This window comes from Paraburkholderia sp. GAS448 (assembly GCF_050435685.1).
In the GTDB taxonomy this organism is placed as follows: domain Bacteria; phylum Pseudomonadota; class Gammaproteobacteria; order Burkholderiales; family Burkholderiaceae; genus Paraburkholderia.
The window spans coordinates 681158-697806 of sequence record NZ_JBNDKT010000001.1 but is presented as its reverse complement, the minus strand read 5'-3'; the positions used below and the strand labels follow the sequence as shown (position 1 = coordinate 697806).

Sequence of the window (16649 nt, the reverse complement as noted above, 5' to 3'; positions counted from 1 at the left end):
TTCTGGAGAAAAGGATAGCGCGATGCAGGCACGCGCGTCGGCTGGTCTGTCAGTTGCTGTTTTCGCCCGGCGCGTAGTGCATCACGGGGGCGATCTGCCGGCTGTCGGCGGCGAGGCTCGCCTGCACACCGGTGACGGCGCCATCGGACGAGGCGTCGGCGGCTGTAGCTGGACCGGCCAGGACGGAGGAAGGCACTGCCGTGCTTGCGGCAAGCGAATTCGCAGGCGAAGGGGCAGCCGAAGGGCTCACAGCCTGCGACACCGGGATCGAACTGACCTGCGCGGCGTTGTTGCCCGCAGCCGTGTCGTCTGGACCGCAGGCAGTTAACGCAACCGTTGCAGTTGCAACGAGTAAGGCCGTCAGCGTGGAGGAGATGGCGTATCCGGTCATTGGCGTGTCCCGTGCTTCAATCAACTCGACGATGGCGGGCCACTGGAGATTGCGCCGCCCGTTACTGGGACGCAGTCTCCATCCTTACGAAGAAAAAATTGTGAAACGTTTGCGGGAAGGCGAATATTCTTTTTTCGTTTGTTTTCGGAAGGTTAGAGGAAAGCATAATGAAATAAACGCGCCGATGGCCAACCCGATAAAATCGAACTCTGCCCGGCCGATGACGTCCACCCTGGATGACAACCATGACGCGCGTTGAAATGCCATTCGACCCAGCCCGCCTCGAAGACGAGTGGCTCGAAGCGGACGGCGCCGGCGGCTTTGCGTCGGGCACTGTCGGCACGGCGCGCACGCGCCGGTATCACGCGCTGCTGCTCACGGCCACCCGGCCACCGGCCGGACGCATCGTGCTCGTCAATGGAATCGAAGCCTGGCTCGAGCGCGATGGCGAGCGCTATCCGCTGACGATGCAACACTACACCCCCGATGTGATTTTTCCCGATGTGTCCGGCAGCCTGCTGGACTTCGATACGACACCGTGGCCGACATGGCGCTTCCAGGTCGACGCTCGTACGGTGCTCACGGCCGAAGTGTTCGTCGCGAAAGCGGGCAGCGAGACGGTGTTGCGCTGGGGCCTGCAGCGAAGCAGTGGAATACACGGCGACTTCACGCTGAAGGTTCGGCCCTTGTTGTCCGGCCGCGACTATCACGCGTTGCATCACGAGAATCCCGCATTCAACTTCGACGCCATCCCAGACTCCGAAACACAACCGGACGCCGCGCGGATTAGCTGGCAACCGTATGGCGATCTGCCTTCGATCCACGTATCGACCAACGGCGCCTACACGCACGCCCCCGACTGGTATCGCAACTTCTGCTACGTTCGCGAACGCGAACGCGGACTCGATTTCACCGAAGACCTCGCCACGCCCGGCGTGTTCTCGTTCGACCTCGCAAAGAACGACGCGCTGATGATCCTGAGCGCAGGCACAGCAAACGCGAAACCCGCAGGCGAACGCGCTGGCGAACTCATCGACATCGAGCAAAAACGACGCGCAGCGTTCGGCACGCGACTGCAACGTTCAGCGGACGCATACGTCGTGTCGCGCAACGAGGGCCGCACGATCGTCGCCGGATATCCGTGGTTCACCGACTGGGGACGCGACACGTTCATCGCGATGCGCGGGTTGCTGATCGCATCGGGACGTCTCGCGGATGCGGAATCGATTCTGCTCGAATGGACCGGCACGCTGTCCGAAGGCATGCTGCCTAACCGCTTTCCCGACTATGGCAGCGCGCCCGAATACAACTCCGTCGATGCGTCGCTGTGGTTCGCCGTCGCGGTGCACGACTATCTCGCAACGGGACACGCCTCGAGCGAGACGCGCACTCGCCTGCAACAGACCGTGGACGCCATTCTCACGGGCTATGCGCGCGGTACGCGCTTTGGCATCGTCGCGGACGCTGACGGTCTGCTGAGCGCCGGCGTGCCTGGGGTGCAGTTGACATGGATGGATGCAAAAACCGGCGACTGGGTTGTGACGCCGCGCATCGGCAAACCGGTCGAGGTTCAGGCGCTGTGGATCAACGCATTGCGCATTGCAGCGCAATGGAATGCACACTGGCGCGACATCGAAGGCGAGGCCACGCGCTCGTTCAGTACGCGCTTCATCGATCCGTCGACGGGCGCGCTATTTGATGTCGTCGATGTCGATCACGTAGCAGGAACGGTCGATCGTTCGTTTCGGCCGAACCAGATATTTGCGGTCGGCGGCTTGCCGTTCGCACTGCTCGAAGGCGCGCCGGCGCGCGCGGTCGTCGATCAGGTTCAGGCGCATCTGCTCACCCCGCCCGGTTTGCGCACACTGGCCCCCTCCGATCCGGCCTATCGTGGACACTATGGCGGCGGCGCACTCGAACGCGATGGGGCCTATCATCAGGGCACCGTATGGCCTTGGCTGCTGGGGCCGTTCGTCGAGGCATGGCTGCGCGTGCACGGCATGAATGGCGTCAGCCGTGCCGAAGCTCAGGCGGGTTTTCTGGCGCCGCTACACGCGCATCTCGACCACGCGGGCCTCGACCACCTGTCCGAAGTCGCCGACGGCGACGCGCCGCACACGCCCGGCGGCACGCCCTTCCAGGCATGGTCGCTAGGCGAGTTGATGCGGCTGGAAAAACTGCTGGCCACCGACAGCCAGGGGTAGCGCAAACCGCGCTACGATGTGGGTCTGACCGCCGAGGCCAAAGCAAAAGGACACCCGTATGTCACCGCTGCGCGCCGTCAATCTGCTCGAGACCACCGAAGGCTCCCGCCTGTACTCTCCCGAATGCGCCCGCTGGCAGCGCTGGGGCCCCTATCTCAGTGAGCGCCAGTGGGGCACGGTGCGCGAGGACTACAGCGCGAACGGCACGGCCTGGGACTATTTTCCGCACGATCATGCGCGCAGCCGGGCGTATCGCTGGGGCGAGGACGGTATCGCCGGTTTCGGCGACGACACGCTGAGCTGGTGCGTCTCTCTCGCTCTGTGGAACGGCCATGATGCGATCCTCAAGGAGCGCCTGTTCGGTCTCACGAACGCGCAGGGCAATCATGGCGAGGACGTCAAGGAGCTGTACTTTTATCTCGACGGCACGCCTACGCATTCGTACATGCGGATGCTCTACAAGTACCCGCACAGCGCCTTTCCGTACGACGACCTGATCCTCGAAAACGCGCGGCGTGGCGCTCAGATGCCCGAGTACGAAGTGCTCGATACCGGCGTATTCGACGACGAGCGCTATTTCGACGTTCAGGTCGAGTACGCGAAGCACACCGCCGACGACATCCTGATGCGCATCACCATCGAGAATCGCGCCGATCAGGCCGCCTCGCTGGACGTGCTGCCGCAGATCTGGGCGCGCAACAAGTGGTCGTGGAAAGGCCTGACCGACAAGCCCTCGCTCGCAAGAAGCCCTTCCACGCATGGCGAGCCGCATCTGGTCGGGCGACAGCACGGCCATGAGCCGATCATCGTGACAGCGTGGACCGGGGCTTCGAAGGACACGACGAACGCGCCCGAGGTGAACTGGGTCTTCTGCGAGAACGAGACCAACGTCAAACGCCTGTTCGGCATGGACGGCGCCGGGCCGTTCAAGGACGGCTTCGACGACTGGCTGATCCATCGCGACGCCGGCGCGGTGCGGCACGACGCTGGCACGAAAGCCGCCGCACATGTGCATCTCGACCTCGTGCCGCACGGCCGTGCGGTGGTCATGATGCGCTGGCGTCCCGAGTCGACGTCGGACGCGGCGCCCCTCGACGCCGACGGACTGTTCGCGCGCCGCATCGCGGAAGCCGACGAGTTCTATGCGGCCCTGCAACATGAGATGGACGATCCGGATGCGCGTCTCGTCCAGCGCCGGGCGCTCGCCGGCATGCTGTGGTCGAAGCAGTATTACCAGTTCGACGTCCAGCGCTGGATGGACGGTGACCAGGCGCAGCCGAAGCCGCCAGCCGGCCGCCGCAACGGCCGCAACGCCGACTGGCGACATCTGTGCAACGCGGACATCGTATCGATGCCCGACAAGTGGGAATACCCGTGGTACGCGTCGTGGGATCTGGCCTTCCACGCAGCGGCATTCGCGCTGATTGATCCGGCGTTTGCGAAACGTCAGTTGCTGCTGCTCGTCAAAGACCGCTATCAGCACCCCAACGGACAAATTCCGGCCTACGAGTGGGCTTTCAGCGATGCCAATCCGCCGGTTCATGCGTGGGCGGCCTGGCGCGTGTATGAGATCGACCGCGCCATCACCGGCAAAGCGGATCGCGATTTCCTGGAACTGGTGTTTCACAAGCTGCTGCTGAATTTCTCGTGGTGGGTGAACCGCAAGGACGTCGCTGGCCACAACATCTTCCAGGGTGGTTTTCTCGGGCTGGACAATGTCGGCATTTTCGATCGCTCGTCGCCGCTGCCAACCGGCGGCCGTGTCGATCAGGCCGACGGCACCGCATGGATGGCGGCCTATGCGCTCGACCTGATGCGCATAGCGCTCGAACTCGCGTACACGAACCACGTCTTCGTCGATATCGGCGTGAAGTTCTTCGAACACTTCCTGTACATCGCCGAGGCGGTCAGTTGCGAAGACGGCTGCGAGACGGGTCTGTGGGACAGTCTGGACGAATTCTTCTACGACAAGCTGCGGCTGCCCGACGGCACCAATGTGCCGCTGCGCATCCGGTCGATCGTCGGCCTGATTCCGCTCTTTGCCGTGCACGTGCTCGAGCAGCGTCTGCATGGCGATCTGCCGGGATTGCGCGACCGGCTGGTCTGGTTCCTCGAGCATCGCCCCGATCTCGCGAGGCTGGTGTCGCGCTGGAACGAACCCGGCAAGGGCAACAGCCTGCTGCTGTCGCTGCTGCGCGGGCACCGCATGAAAGCGCTGCTGCGGCGCGTCCTCGACGAATCCGAGTTTCTTTCCGACCACGGCGTGCGGGCGCTCTCGCGTGTGCATCGCGATCAACCGTTCGTGTTCCAGCACGACGGCAAAAGCTTCTGCGTCAAGTACCTGCCGGCGGAATCGGATTCGCGTGTGTTCGGCGGCAATTCGAACTGGCGCGGCCCTGTGTGGATGCCGGTCAACTATCTGCTGATCGAGTCGCTGTACGAATTTCACCGCTATTACGGCGACGATTTCCGCGTCGAGTATCCGACAGGATCAGGACAGAAGTTTTCGCTCAATGAGATCGCGGACGAACTTGCAAGACGCGTCACGACGCTTTTCCTCAAGGACAGAAACGGCCTGCGCCCGGTCATGGGCGCTTACCCGTTGCTGGAGGCCGATCCGCGTTCGCGCGATCTCGTGCTGTTCCATGAGTACTTTCACGGCGACAACGGCCGCGGCGTCGGCGCATCGCATCAAACGGGCTGGAGCGGACTCGTTGCGCTGCTGCTGCAGCCTCGCGAGATGGGACCGTCCGGCAACGTGCCGATCGCAGGAGAAGCCGAGGTGGAACTGGCGACAAAGTGACCGGTTCGCCGGCATGACCGGAACAATATGCGTCAACGGCTGCCCGGCACCACATAGCGGCATGCCCTGCACGCGGGTTTCGTCGACGTTTTGAACTGTGCGGCTGCGAGCACGGTCTTTCCTATATCGCCCGACCCATGGCTCACAGGACCGGATTTCATGTCGACTACTCCGAACACCCCTGAATCAGCAACTCACACAACCAGCGGGACCAACGACTCCAAGGTGCGCCCAGGTTCTGCGTCGAGCACACCATCGGCAGCCGGCAAACATCCGGCGCCGCCCTGCACGCTCGTGATCTTTGGCGCGGGCGGCGATCTCACGAAACGCCTGCTGATGCCGGCGCTGTACAACCTGTCGGTCGACGGTCTGCTCGATGCCGGCATGAAGATCATCGGCGTCAATCATGGTCAGCGCGAAACGGCAGCCTGGCGTGACGATCTGAAAAAGTCGCTGCAGCAATTCGCCGCCGACAAGGCCAGCACGTTCCACACCGCCCAGTTCGACGAAAAAGCATGGGACTGGATCGCTCAGCGCCTCGAATACATGGCCGGCGAATTCGAAACCGACGACACCTTCACGAACCTGAAGCAGCGGATCGACGCAAAGCCGGGCAGCAACGTAATCTTTTACCTCGCGGTAAGCGCGCGCTTTTTCAAGCCGATCTCTGAACATCTGGGCAAGGCGGGATTGCTAAAGGAAGGGGACGGCGGCGGCTTTCGCCGGCTCGTGATCGAAAAGCCGTTCGGCACCGACCTGGCATCGGCACGCGATCTCAACGCCCACATCCTGGGCTACGCGAAGGAATCGCAGATCTACCGTATCGATCACTTTCTCGGCAAGGACACGGTGCAAAGCATTCTCGCGGTGCGCTTCGCCAACGCTCTCTTCGAGCCGCTCTGGCGTCGCGAATACCTCGACCACGTGCAGATCACGGCGTCGGAAACGATAGGCGTCGAGGGGCGCGGCAAGTTCTATGAGCAGACCGGCGCGTTCCGCGACATGGTGCCCAACCATCTCTTCCAGCTGCTCGGGATGGTGGCGATGGAGCCGCCGAATTCATTCGATGCAGAAGCGGTGCGCGACAAGAAGGCTGACCTCTTCGATGCGATTCAGCCGCTGACGCGCGCCGATGTCGTATTCGGGCAGTACGAAACAGGCCCCGCAGGCCCGGGATATCGCGAAGAACCTGACGTCGCCGCCGACAGCCACACGGAAACCTATGCCGCAGCGCGTGTGTTCGTCGATAACTGGCGCTGGGCCGGTGTGCCGTTCTACCTGCGCACGGGCAAACGGATGGCCGCACGGCGCACCGAGATCGCCGTGCATTTGAAGACGGTGCCGTTTCGCCTCTTTCGCGACACAGCGGTCGATACGCTGACACCGAATGTATTGACGCTGCGCATCGACCCGACACATGGCACAAGCTTCGACTTCAACGTGAAAGTGCCGGGACCTATGATGCAGATCGGTCCCGTTCAGTCGGCGTTTAACTACAGCGACTTTTTCGCGGAAGGCGCCAACGTCGGCTACGAAACGCTTTTGTACGACTGCATGCTTGGCGATGAAACGCTCTTTCAACGAGCGGACAGCATTGAGACGAGCTGGGCCGCCGTGGAGAACGTGTTGCATCCGAAGGACGGTCCGTTGCCAGTGCATGGTTATCCGGCCGGAAACGCTGGCCCTGAGGAAAGCGATCAGTTGCTCGCGCGTGACGGACGCACATGGCGCCCGCTCTCACCCGCACGCGAGAAAAAGTAACGCGGCACACAACATGAGGGGAATAACGTGGCGACACGCAAGGCAAAGACCAAAAGCAGCACTGAACAGATTCTGGCAATCGACGTTGGCGGCACGGGTCTGAAAGCCGCCATCATCGACCCAGCCGGGCAGATGAAGACCGAACGCGTGCGCGTGGCCACGCCGCATCCGTGCACGCCGGAACAGCTCGTCGATACGCTCGTCACACTCGTCGAGCCGCTCGTTGCCCAGTATCCCGCGACGCAGATCTCAATCGGCTTTCCCGGCGTCGTACGCAACAATCGCGTGCTGACGGCGCCGCATTTCGGCCTCGAGGGATGGCACGACATTCCGCTTGCCGACATGCTGGCAAAACGGCTTGGCGGACTGCCCGTGCGTATGATCAACGATGCCGAGATGCAGGGCTTCGCCGCGATCGAAGGTGAAGGCATCGAGTTCGTACTAACGCTCGGCACCGGCGCGGGCACAGCCTTGTTCCGCGATGGCGAATTGATGCCTCACCTCGAACTCGCCCATCATCCGGTCAGCAAGGGCCGCGCTTACGACGAGTACATCGGCGACGCTGCACGCAGGAAGGCGGGCAACAAGCGCTGGAATCGTCGTGTCGAGAAAGTGATCGATATCCTGGCGTCGCTCGTGCATTACGACAGGCTGTGGATCGGCGGCGGCAACGCAGCACGACTCACGATCGATCTGCCCGCGAATGTTGCGATCGTCTCCAACGAAGCGGGCATCGAAGGCGGCGCGAAGCTGTGGCATCCGCGCTCAGTGCGCGAGACGCGCCAATTGCCCGAGGCCAACCAGCGCACCGGGGTGTTCGGATAAGCGCTGATGAGCGGGCGGTCTTTGCCGCCTGCGCCCGCGCTTCTGCGTGGCATCTACAGCGCGTATCCAGGTCGCGCCTTCATTTTCGGCCAACCAGATACTGGGCACCCTCGGGTCCATAGCGCTCCGAATGCGGCACGTTCGCGGCCAGATGGAACACGTCACCGGCCCGATACGCGCGCTCGGCGCCGTCCTGGCTGATGTGCAGTTCGCCGTGGAGAATCAGGGCTTTGGCTTCGAACGGATGCGTATGGGTCTCCATGACGCCGGGTTCGCGCATCACGGTGACGACTTCATCAAAACCTTCGTTCTTGAGGATGTCGACGAATTCATCGCGGGTCATATCGCCTCCCAATCGAAATAGCGGCCCTCGCTACGGGCATTCGAGATTATTCAAATGTACCGGGAAAACGCGCGATCTGCTGCGAACGGCCCGCCCCCTCGCGCACTGCGGCGGAATCGCCCTGAGCCGAAGACGCTTAACCACCTTCGTCTTCGAATTGCTTCGGATACACCCGGACAAGCACGATGCGCGGGCCCTTCATCTTCTTGACGACGACGTCGAAGCGGTCGAACGACACACGCTGTCCCTCAACGGGCAGATCGTTGAGCAACTGAATCACCAGTCCGCCGACCGACTCCGCGCGCCCTTCGTCGATATCGATGCCGAGCGCCCGTTCCAGCGATACCACCGGCAGGCTGCCCTTGCCCATCAGCGTGCCGTCGTCCATGCGGGTCCAGTCGGCGTCGCCCTGACGGAACTCGTCGTGAATCTGCCCGACCAGCGCGCCGAGCAGGTTGTCGAGCGTCAGAAAACCGATCGGCTTTTCGCCCTTGTGGCCGACCAGCGCCAGATGCGGCGCGCCCTTGCGAAAGCGCCGGAACAGCTCCAGCGCCGGCAGGTTCGGCGTGACGTACTGCACCGGCCGTACGTACTTCGACAGATCGTCCAGCGTGCTGCCCGCGTGACGCGCGAGCAGCACATCCTTCAGGTGAATCATGCCGGCGATGCGCTCGCCCGACGCGTCCTCGAATAGCGGATAACGGCTGAAGCGGTGGCGCGCAACGATCTGCATGTTGTCGCGCAGTGGCAGATCGCGTCGCAGGCCCACCATCTCGTACGCGGGACGCATCAGGTCCGACACGGTGAGGCGGGAGAAGTCGAGCGAATGCGCGAACGTGTTCCACTCCTCCTGGCTGTACGCCGCGCTCGCCGCGGCGATGCTGCCCGCAGCGCCATCGCGGCGCCCACGCAGAATGAGCTTGAGTTCCTCGTTCGAATAGTGGCTGTCGCCGCCATGATCCGCCGTCAGTCCGGCAATGCGCAGCACCGCGTTAGCGCTCGTGTTGAGTACCCAGATCGCCGGATACATGGCCCAGTAAAAGCCGTACAGCGGCATCGCCACCCACAGCGAAATCTTTTCGGCCTGACGGATGGCGAGCGACTTCGGCGCCAGTTCGCCCACCACGATATGCAGGAACGAAATGCAGGAGAACGCGAAGAACAGCGAGATCCCATGGATCAGCGGCGGCGATTCGATGCCGAGCACCCTGAACACGGGAGTGAGCAGTTCCGCGAACGCCGGCTCGCCGATCCAGCCAAGACCCAGCGATGCGAGCGTAATGCCAAGCTGGCAGGCGGACAGATAGGCGTCGAGTCGTCCATGCACTTTCGCGAGCAGACGTCCGCGCATTCCGTGTTTGGCGGCGAGGGTCTGCACGCGTGTCTGCCGCAGCTTCACCAGCCCGAATTCGGCGGCGACGAAGAAGCCGTTGAGTGCAACGAGCAGCAGCGCACCGATGAGGGCGACGACCTGAATCAAGGCGGAAGGCTCCAAAAACAAAAGTCGTCAGTATAGAGCGCGAAAGCAGAATGAAAGCAGATGCATGACAGCGGGCGGGCCTGTGCGGCCATCAGGAGGCGCGCGGAATGCGCAGCGTGAGTGTGTCTTCCTTCTGCTCGAACTGGCCGCCGTGTGCTTCCGCGATGCGCTTGCACAGCGCCAGCACCCAGGCGATCCGCCCTGCTTCGCGCGGTTCCAGCGCCTGGCGGCGCGCGAACGCTTCGAGCAGATGCGCAACTGCAGGATCGCAGAGCGCGTCGGCGGTCGAGGTGAAGCTGGCGGATGCGTGCCATGTCGAGGCGTCGGCGGTGCAGGCGAGCATCACGGTGGCCTCGCGTGCGCTCGATTCCACTGCATACGTCAGCATCAGCCACAGCGCCTGCGCGAGTCGCTCCTTGTCGCCATTGAGCGTTTCGTCTGCGAGGGGTGAATTGACCGCAATCGTGACCCCGCGCGCGCCTGCCAGCGCGCCGCGCACTTCGCCGGCGGTTGCCTCGATCATCGGCCGCAGCGCAAACGGCGCGCGGGTGAGCGCGAGTGATTTCGTCTCAGTCCGCGTGGTATCGACGATGCTCTCCAGCAACCTCACCTGCTGTTCGACCCCGCTGCGGATGCCGCCGAGCGCGCGTTGAGCGGTCGCATCCGCGGTATCGACCTTGCGTTCGAGCACGTACGCCCAGCTATGAATCGCATTCAGCGGGCTGCGCAGATCGTGCGATACGAGCGACAGCACGTGATCGCGCATGAAAAGCGCCGTCTCGGCGCACAGATGCGCGGTGCGTTCAGATCGCGCGGAGGAGCCTTCGGGGCCGGTTGCCGGTTGGTCAATACCGCGGGGAAACGTCGTCACGATGAATATCCTGATGCGCGAGGCGGGGTCTGGAGCGAACACACATTATAGGCACGGCCGGCGGCGCATCTGCCTCAACAACGACATCGTCCGGATTTCCTGGGACCGGTCGGGCTATCTGCCCGGCATGCTGCCAACGCGCCTACAATGTCGCTTTTGAACGATTTGTCTGAAGGAGTTCCTCATGTCGATTGTGACGACCGAATCGGGTCTCAAGTACGAAGATCTGACCGAAGGCACGGGCGCCGAAGCACAGGCCGGTAAAACGGTCAGCGTGCATTACACCGGCTGGCTGACCGATGGCCAGAAGTTCGATTCGAGCAAGGACCGCAATGACCCGTTCGCCTTCGTGCTGGGCGGCGGGATGGTCATCAAGGGCTGGGATGAAGGCGTGCAGGGCATGAAGGTCGGCGGCGTGCGCCGTCTGACGATTCCGCCGCAACTCGGCTACGGCGTGCGCGGCGCGGGCGGCGTGATTCCGCCGAATGCGACGCTCGTGTTCGAAGTGGAACTGCTGGACGTCTAAGTCCGGTTCGACAATGGATCACCACGCAGCCATCACAGCGCCGACCGTTTCGTTGCGCCGCTATGGGGCAATTGAAGCGTCGGATGTGCACGACTTCCATCAGGTCGTGCTCGGCCTCGATGGCTCGATGGTCATGGCCGTGGACGGCGTCGGCCAGGAGATCGACAGCCGTTCTGCGTGGCTGATTCCTGCGGGCGCCCGTCATGATTACGCCGGAATCGGCGAGAACCGGCAACTGGTGCTCGATCTGCCCGCGGCGTCGCTGGCGGTGCCGGAACGGCTCTTCGACCGCTCGCGAGCCGTCGAGATCGATGGCTCGCTCAAGCAACTCGTGCGCAGCATCGCGGCTAGCGCGACGGGCGGCACGCATGCGGGCGACGAAGCCCACACACGACGGTTCTACTGGGATGCCGCTGCGCGGCTGTGCGCTGCGATTCTTTCGGATGCAGGTGCGACGGGCATCAAGGCAGGGGATGTGCCTGCCGCAGGACTGGACTTCGCCCGCATCGACCGCTGGTTGCGCGCGCATCTGTCCGAGCCGCTACGCATTGCCGATCTCGCAGCGCATTGCGGCTTTGGCATGCGGCGTTTTCATCAGCTGTTTAGCGAAGCCTTCGGCGAGACGCCGCATCGCTATCTGCAGCGCTTGAGGCTCGATACGTCGGTGACACTGCTCGCCGATCCGCGCTATACGCTTACGGATATCGCGTTCGAAATCGGCTTCGGCGACCAGAGCGCGTTCACGCACGCTTTCACGCGGCGTTTCGGATTGGCGCCCGGTCAGTGGCGTGCGCTGCGGCATTGAAGCGCCGAAGCGGCGCTTTCGGTCCATGACGATGTCAGCGCGCGATCCGGATCAACCCGATCGGCGCTGACGGCGCCATGTAAAGACCCAATCAGCCAGCCAGACCGCGTGCGAGATCGCCGCGGATATCTTCTGCATTTTCCAGACCCACGGCGAGACGAATCAGTCCTTCCGTGATGCCTGCTGCCGCGCGCGCTTCCGGCGTGACACGGCCATGTGTCGTGGTAGCCGGGTGCGTGATGGTCGTGCGCGTATCGCCGAGGTTGCCGGTAATCGAGCAGATCTTCGTGCTGTCGATCACGCGCCATGCGTTTGCGCGCATCGCTTCCGGCGTGTCGCCTTTCAGTTCGAACGACACGATCGCGCCGCCGGCTTTCTGCTGCCGTTTGGCGATCGCATATTGCGGATGCGATTCGAGCCCGGGGTAAAACACGCGATTCACGGCCGGATGCGCTTCGAGCCAGCGAGCGATTTCAAGCGCGTTCTGCGACTGCTTTTCGACGCGCAACGACAGCGTTTCCATACCCTTCAGCAACACCCACGCGTTGAACGCAGACAGCGTCGGGCCTGCGCTGCGCACGAACGGAAACACTTTTTCCATGATGAACTGCTTCGAACCCACCAGGGCGCCTCCCAGCACGCGGCCCTGACCGTCGAGGAACTTGGTCGCCGAATGCATCACGACGTCCGCGCCCAGTTTCAGCGGCTGTTGCAGCGCAGGGCTACAGAAACAGTTGTCAACGACGAACAACGCATTCGCGGCCTTGGCAATTTTGCCGACCGCTTCGATGTCGGCGATTTCGGTCAGCGGGTTCGACGGTGTTTCGAGGAAAAACATCTTCGTCTCAGGACGCACCGCCTCTTTCCACGCATCGAGGTTCGTCGGATCGACGAAGGTTGTCGTGATGCCGAACTTGCTGAAGATCTGCGAGAACATGCCGAGTGTCGAACCGAACAGGCTCTGCGAGCTCACGAGATGATCGCCCGCCTGCAACGCCGACATGACGACCGACATGATCGCGGCCATGCCCGAAGCCGTCGCCATGCAGGCCTCGCCACCTTCGAGCGCGGCCAGACGGTCCTGGAACATCGTGACGGTCGGGTTTGTGAAGCGCGAATACGTGTAATAGTCCTCGGAGTTCTTGAAGCGGTCGGCGGCTTCGGCGGCGCTCGCGAAGCAGAAGCTCGACGTCAGGAAGATCGCTTCCGAGTGCTCGTTGAACTCGCTGCGCAGCGTGCCCGAGCGTACGGCGAGGGTGTCGAAGTTGAGAGAGTCGTCCATGTTCTTTCTGTTTCCGTTTTTCAGGCTGGGTTGATCGTCGTGCGGCTTTGCAACAAACCAGGCAACGACAAACGACAGCGACAAAAAAGCCCGCTTTGCGTCGGCATAAGCGGGCTTCATGTGCGGGGAAAGCTGGAGCGGCGGCGGCGTGTTGCTGATTCTCCACCGTTCGCTTTAGCTGTTTTGGGTTGCCCCGCGTCCGCAAGCTGAGATCAAATCGACGCAAGCCATCATGCTAACACGCGTGGCGCACCGCGTGAATGCAGCGATCGCGCCACGCATCGCGCCTTACTCCACCGACAGTTGCAGGTGCAGCTGCGAACGCGCCGTGCCACCGTCGATCGCTTCGCTGGCCGCATCGCGATCCGACTGGGCAGCCGGGGCAAGACGCGCCGTTTCGATGCGATCGAGGTATTCGGTCGTGATATCGCCGGTGATGTAGTTGCCGTCGAAGCATGACGCCTCGAACTCCTTCAGCGCCGGATTGATATCGCGCACGGCCTGTTTCAGCGCCTCGACGTCCTGGTACACAAGGTGATCCGCGCCGATCATGCGCGCGACTTCCTCGTCCGAGCGGCCATGTGCGACGAGTTCGCCGCGCGTCGGCATGTCGATGCCGTAGACGTTCGGGAACTTCACCGGCGGCGCCGCCGACGCGAAGATGACCTTTTTCGCGCCTGCATCGCGCGCCATTTGCACGATCTCGTGCGAGGTCGTGCCGCGCACGATCGAATCGTCGACGATCAGCACGTTCTTGCCCTTGAACTCGATGCCCATCGCGTTGAGCTTCTGACGCACCGACTTCTTGCGCACGGCCTGGCCGGGCATGATGAACGTACGGCCGACATAACGGTTCTTGAAGAAGCCTTCGCGATACTCGACGCCGAGCTTTTCCGCGACCTGCATCGCCGCAGGGCGCGACGAATCGGGAATCGGCATCACGACGTCGATCTCGACGTCAGGCAGTTCGCGCTTGATCTTCTCGGCGAGATAGTCGCCCATGCGCAGACGCGCGTTGTAGACCGGCACGCCATCGAGCACCGAATCCGGACGCGCGAGGTACACGAGTTCGAAAATGCACGGGTTCAGACTCGGGTTTGTCGCACATTGCTGCGTGTGCACGTTGCCTTCGAGGTCGATGAAAATTGCTTCGCCCGGCTCCACGTCACGCACGAATTCGAAGCCGATACCTTCGATCGCCACCGATTCCGAGGCCAGCATCCACTCGACGCCTGCAGGGGTTTCCAGCTTGCCGAGGCACAGCGGACGGATACCGAACGGGTCGCGGAACCCGACCAGCCCGAAGCCCGCGATCAGCGACACGATCGCGTACGAGCCGCGCACCCGACGATGCACCCCCGACACCGCCTTGAAGAGCGCGGCCGGATCGAGCTGCAGACCCGAACTGGACAGCTGCAGTTCGTGCGCGAGCACGTTGAGCATCACTTCGGTGTCGGAATTGGTGTTGATGTGGCGCCGATCGATGCGGAACATCTCATCTTTCAGTTGCTGCCAGTTGGTCAGGTTGCCGTTGTGAGCGAGGATGATGCCGAACGGCGCGTTCACGTAGAACGGCTGGGCCTCTTCTTCGCTCGACGCGGAACCGGCGGTCGGGTAGCGCACCTGGCCGATGCCGGAGGTGCCTGGCAGGCTACGCATGTTGCGCGTGCGGAACACGTCGCGCACCATGCCGTTGGCCTTGTGCATGTGGAAGTTGCTGCCGTTCGCTGTCGCGATGCCGGCGGCGTCCTGACCGCGATGCTGCAGGAGCAGCAGGCTGTCATAGATCAGCTGGTTGACCGGGGATTGAGAAACTACGCCTACGATGCCGCACATGGCATGTCCTTCAAAGGTACAAAATTCGTAACGGCGGCGGCCGGTGCTGGGGAAGCAGCCGGATTGCGCCGGAGTGCTGCGCACTTCCTTCGACTCCCGCCTGATCGTCACACACGGACGTAAGCAGCGAGTGTCTCGGGAAGCAGCGGTTTCAGTTTCTGTACACCTTTCTCGGCGTAGGGCCGGAGCAAGGCGTGTTGCCAGAATTCCTGCTGGGGCAGTTCGGTCAGTCCCGCGAGCGCGACCAGAACCAGCACCAGTACGACCCCGCGCACGAGGCCGAACATCAAACCCAGCGAGCGGTCGACGCCGCTCAGGCCCGTCGCCTGCACCAGCCGGCTCAGCAGCGCGTTCGCTACCCCGGCCACCAGCACGACGCCGATGACGATCAACGCAAACGCGATCAGCCACTGGGTCAACGCCTCACCTGGCCACGTCGCGGGGATATAGGGCACGACGTAACCGACGAAGCGGCACGCAATCACAAAAGCCGCTATCCAGCCAATCAGCCCGAATATTTCGGACAAAAATCCGCGCCACGTTCCGCGCAGCGCCGACAGGCCGATCACCGCCATTACAGCGTAGTCGAAGGCAGTGAACATTGGCGACTTACTGTGCAGCGCCGTTGTTCGCGCCTGACGTCAGGCCCGCTTCACGAACCTTCGCAATCGCCGCCGAAGCCGCCGCACGGTCTGCGAACGGGCCAGCGCGCAACAGCGTATGCATCGAGCCGTCGGCCTGCTTCCGACGTTCGGTATATGCGGGCACTCCGGCCGCTTTCAACTTCGTCGCCCAGTTGCGTGCGCCGGCGTCATCCGGAAACGAGCCGAGTTGCACGGCAAAGCGGCTGCCCGCCGGCGCGGCCGGCGTGCCGGAATCGGCGTCGGCGGCTGCTGCGCCCTGGGTTGCGGTGTCAGCGGCTTGCGTGGATTTCCCAGGCTGTTTCGCCTGGGCCTGGGCCGTCGGCTGGGCCGGGGGTGTCTGGGACGGCGTCTGCGGTTTCGTCAACTTCGCGGCAGACGCTGACGCAACGTTCGCGGTTTGCGTTGTGGCTGATGCAGCCGGCACCTTCACAGCCGTGTCCGTTTTGGGCGCCGCTGGCGCGAGGCCTGATGCCGCCATTGCCGTGGCAGCGGCCGGGTTGTCCGGCGCGACGCCCGCCTGAGTATCTTCGCTGGTCGCGCTCACCTTCGGGGCAGGGCGACTCGGAATGTCGATCGAGATGTCGTCGGTGACGGGCTTCGGGTGCGAATCGAGCACCATCGGCAGCACGACCACTGCGGCTACCACCAGCGCAATCGCGCCGACCAGCCTGCGCCGTGCCCGCTGCTTTTCGGGGAGCGAGGGGTCGAGCAGCATCGCATCGGCGTCGCCGGCCCGCTCCGTGCGGCGGGTTCGCCGCTCCACCCGCTCGCCGCGGGTGGCCCTGCTGGTACTGGAGTTTGCGCCGCGCCGGGTAGGCGCGTCGTCTTTCTTGCCGAACGAGAAAAGTCCCATGAATGGCCTGGTTCGAGGCTGCGCG

General features: G+C 63.2%; 16 protein-coding genes. 7 read left to right on the top strand and 9 right to left on the bottom strand.

Translation table 11 applies throughout. The features are described 5' to 3' along the window. Window positions 1-49: 49 nt before the first annotated feature. Window positions 50-196, bottom strand: a complete 147-nt coding sequence (locus P3T23_RS03255) for a hypothetical protein (protein WP_429314735.1) — start codon at window positions 194-196, stop codon at window positions 50-52. 4 nt (window positions 197-200) lie between these two features. Here P3T23_RS03255 and P3T23_RS03250 point away from each other — a divergent pair, with 4 nt between their 5' ends. From P3T23_RS03250 to P3T23_RS03240, 3 genes are read left to right on the top strand one after another with little or no spacing between them, the layout of a single operon-like run. Further along, window positions 201-650, top strand: coding sequence for a hypothetical protein (locus P3T23_RS03250; RefSeq protein ID WP_429314734.1), 450 nt, complete (start codon window positions 201-203; stop codon window positions 648-650). Then, window positions 637-2595: an amylo-alpha-1,6-glucosidase gene (locus P3T23_RS03245; protein WP_429314733.1), complete on the top strand. Its 1959-nt coding sequence runs from the start codon at window positions 637-639 to the stop codon at window positions 2593-2595. The genes P3T23_RS03250 and P3T23_RS03245 overlap by 14 nt, the downstream gene beginning before the upstream one ends. Window positions 2596-2653: 58 nt before the next feature. Further along, the gene (locus P3T23_RS03240; RefSeq protein WP_429314732.1) at window positions 2654-5398 is read left to right on the top strand and encodes an MGH1-like glycoside hydrolase domain-containing protein; all 2745 of its coding nucleotides are present in this window, start codon (window positions 2654-2656) and stop codon (window positions 5396-5398) included. Window positions 5399-5430: 32 nt separating this feature from the next. On the opposite strand, the gene P3T23_RS03235 is transcribed toward P3T23_RS03240, so the two are convergent. Then, entirely contained in the window at window positions 5431-5559 is a 129-nt protein-coding gene (locus P3T23_RS03235; protein ID WP_429314731.1) for a hypothetical protein, read from the bottom strand. On the opposite strand from P3T23_RS03235, the gene zwf reads away from it, so the two are divergent. Both zwf and P3T23_RS03225 read left to right on the top strand, forming a co-directional pair. Further along, the gene (zwf, locus tag P3T23_RS03230; RefSeq protein WP_429314730.1) at window positions 5558-7159 is read left to right on the top strand and encodes a glucose-6-phosphate dehydrogenase; all 1602 of its coding nucleotides are present in this window, start codon (window positions 5558-5560) and stop codon (window positions 7157-7159) included. The two genes, P3T23_RS03235 and zwf, sit on opposite strands and share 2 nt — an antisense overlap. A 27-nt stretch (window positions 7160-7186) precedes the next feature. Continuing rightward, on the top strand, window positions 7187-7984 hold the full coding sequence (locus P3T23_RS03225) for an ROK family protein (RefSeq protein ID WP_429314729.1): 798 nt from the start codon (window positions 7187-7189) through the stop codon (window positions 7982-7984). Between the two features lie 79 nt (window positions 7985-8063). On the opposite strand, the gene P3T23_RS03220 is transcribed toward P3T23_RS03225, so the two are convergent. The 3 genes from P3T23_RS03220 to P3T23_RS03210 form a co-directional block, all read right to left on the bottom strand. After that, complete coding sequence (locus P3T23_RS03220) at window positions 8064-8327, bottom strand: cupin domain-containing protein (protein ID WP_429314728.1); 264 nt, start codon at window positions 8325-8327, stop codon at window positions 8064-8066. Window positions 8328-8463: 136 nt separating this feature from the next. After that, window positions 8464-9807 (bottom strand): hemolysin family protein, encoded by a 1344-nt coding sequence (locus P3T23_RS03215; protein WP_429314727.1) that lies wholly within the window; start codon window positions 9805-9807, stop codon window positions 8464-8466. Window positions 9808-9898: 91 nt separating this feature from the next. Then, entirely contained in the window at window positions 9899-10678 is a 780-nt protein-coding gene (locus P3T23_RS03210; protein ID WP_429314726.1) for a sensor histidine kinase, read from the bottom strand. A gap of 184 nt (window positions 10679-10862) precedes the next feature. On the opposite strand from P3T23_RS03210, the gene P3T23_RS03205 reads away from it, so the two are divergent. Both P3T23_RS03205 and P3T23_RS03200 read left to right on the top strand, forming a co-directional pair. Then, window positions 10863-11204 (top strand): FKBP-type peptidyl-prolyl cis-trans isomerase, encoded by a 342-nt coding sequence (locus P3T23_RS03205; RefSeq protein ID WP_133665834.1) that lies wholly within the window; start codon window positions 10863-10865, stop codon window positions 11202-11204. 13 nt (window positions 11205-11217) lie between these two features. Next, the gene (locus tag P3T23_RS03200; RefSeq protein WP_429314725.1) at window positions 11218-12009 is read left to right on the top strand and encodes a helix-turn-helix domain-containing protein; all 792 of its coding nucleotides are present in this window, start codon (window positions 11218-11220) and stop codon (window positions 12007-12009) included. A 91-nt stretch (window positions 12010-12100) separates the two neighbouring features. Here P3T23_RS03200 and P3T23_RS03195 read toward each other — a convergent pair whose 3' ends face one another. From P3T23_RS03195 to P3T23_RS03180, 4 genes are all read right to left on the bottom strand, one after another. After that, a complete protein-coding gene (locus P3T23_RS03195; protein WP_429314724.1) occupies window positions 12101-13291 on the bottom strand; it encodes an O-succinylhomoserine sulfhydrylase in 1191 nt (396 codons plus the stop codon). Window positions 13292-13579: 288 nt separating this feature from the next. Beyond that, complete coding sequence (gene purF, locus P3T23_RS03190) at window positions 13580-15127, bottom strand: amidophosphoribosyltransferase (protein WP_429314723.1); 1548 nt, start codon at window positions 15125-15127, stop codon at window positions 13580-13582. Between the two features lie 107 nt (window positions 15128-15234). Further along, window positions 15235-15729, bottom strand: a complete 495-nt coding sequence (locus P3T23_RS03185; protein WP_429314722.1) for a CvpA family protein — start codon at window positions 15727-15729, stop codon at window positions 15235-15237. 7 nt (window positions 15730-15736) lie between these two features. Continuing rightward, the gene (locus P3T23_RS03180; RefSeq protein WP_429314721.1) at window positions 15737-16624 is read right to left on the bottom strand and encodes an SPOR domain-containing protein; all 888 of its coding nucleotides are present in this window, start codon (window positions 16622-16624) and stop codon (window positions 15737-15739) included. Window positions 16625-16649: the final 25 nt, after the last annotated feature.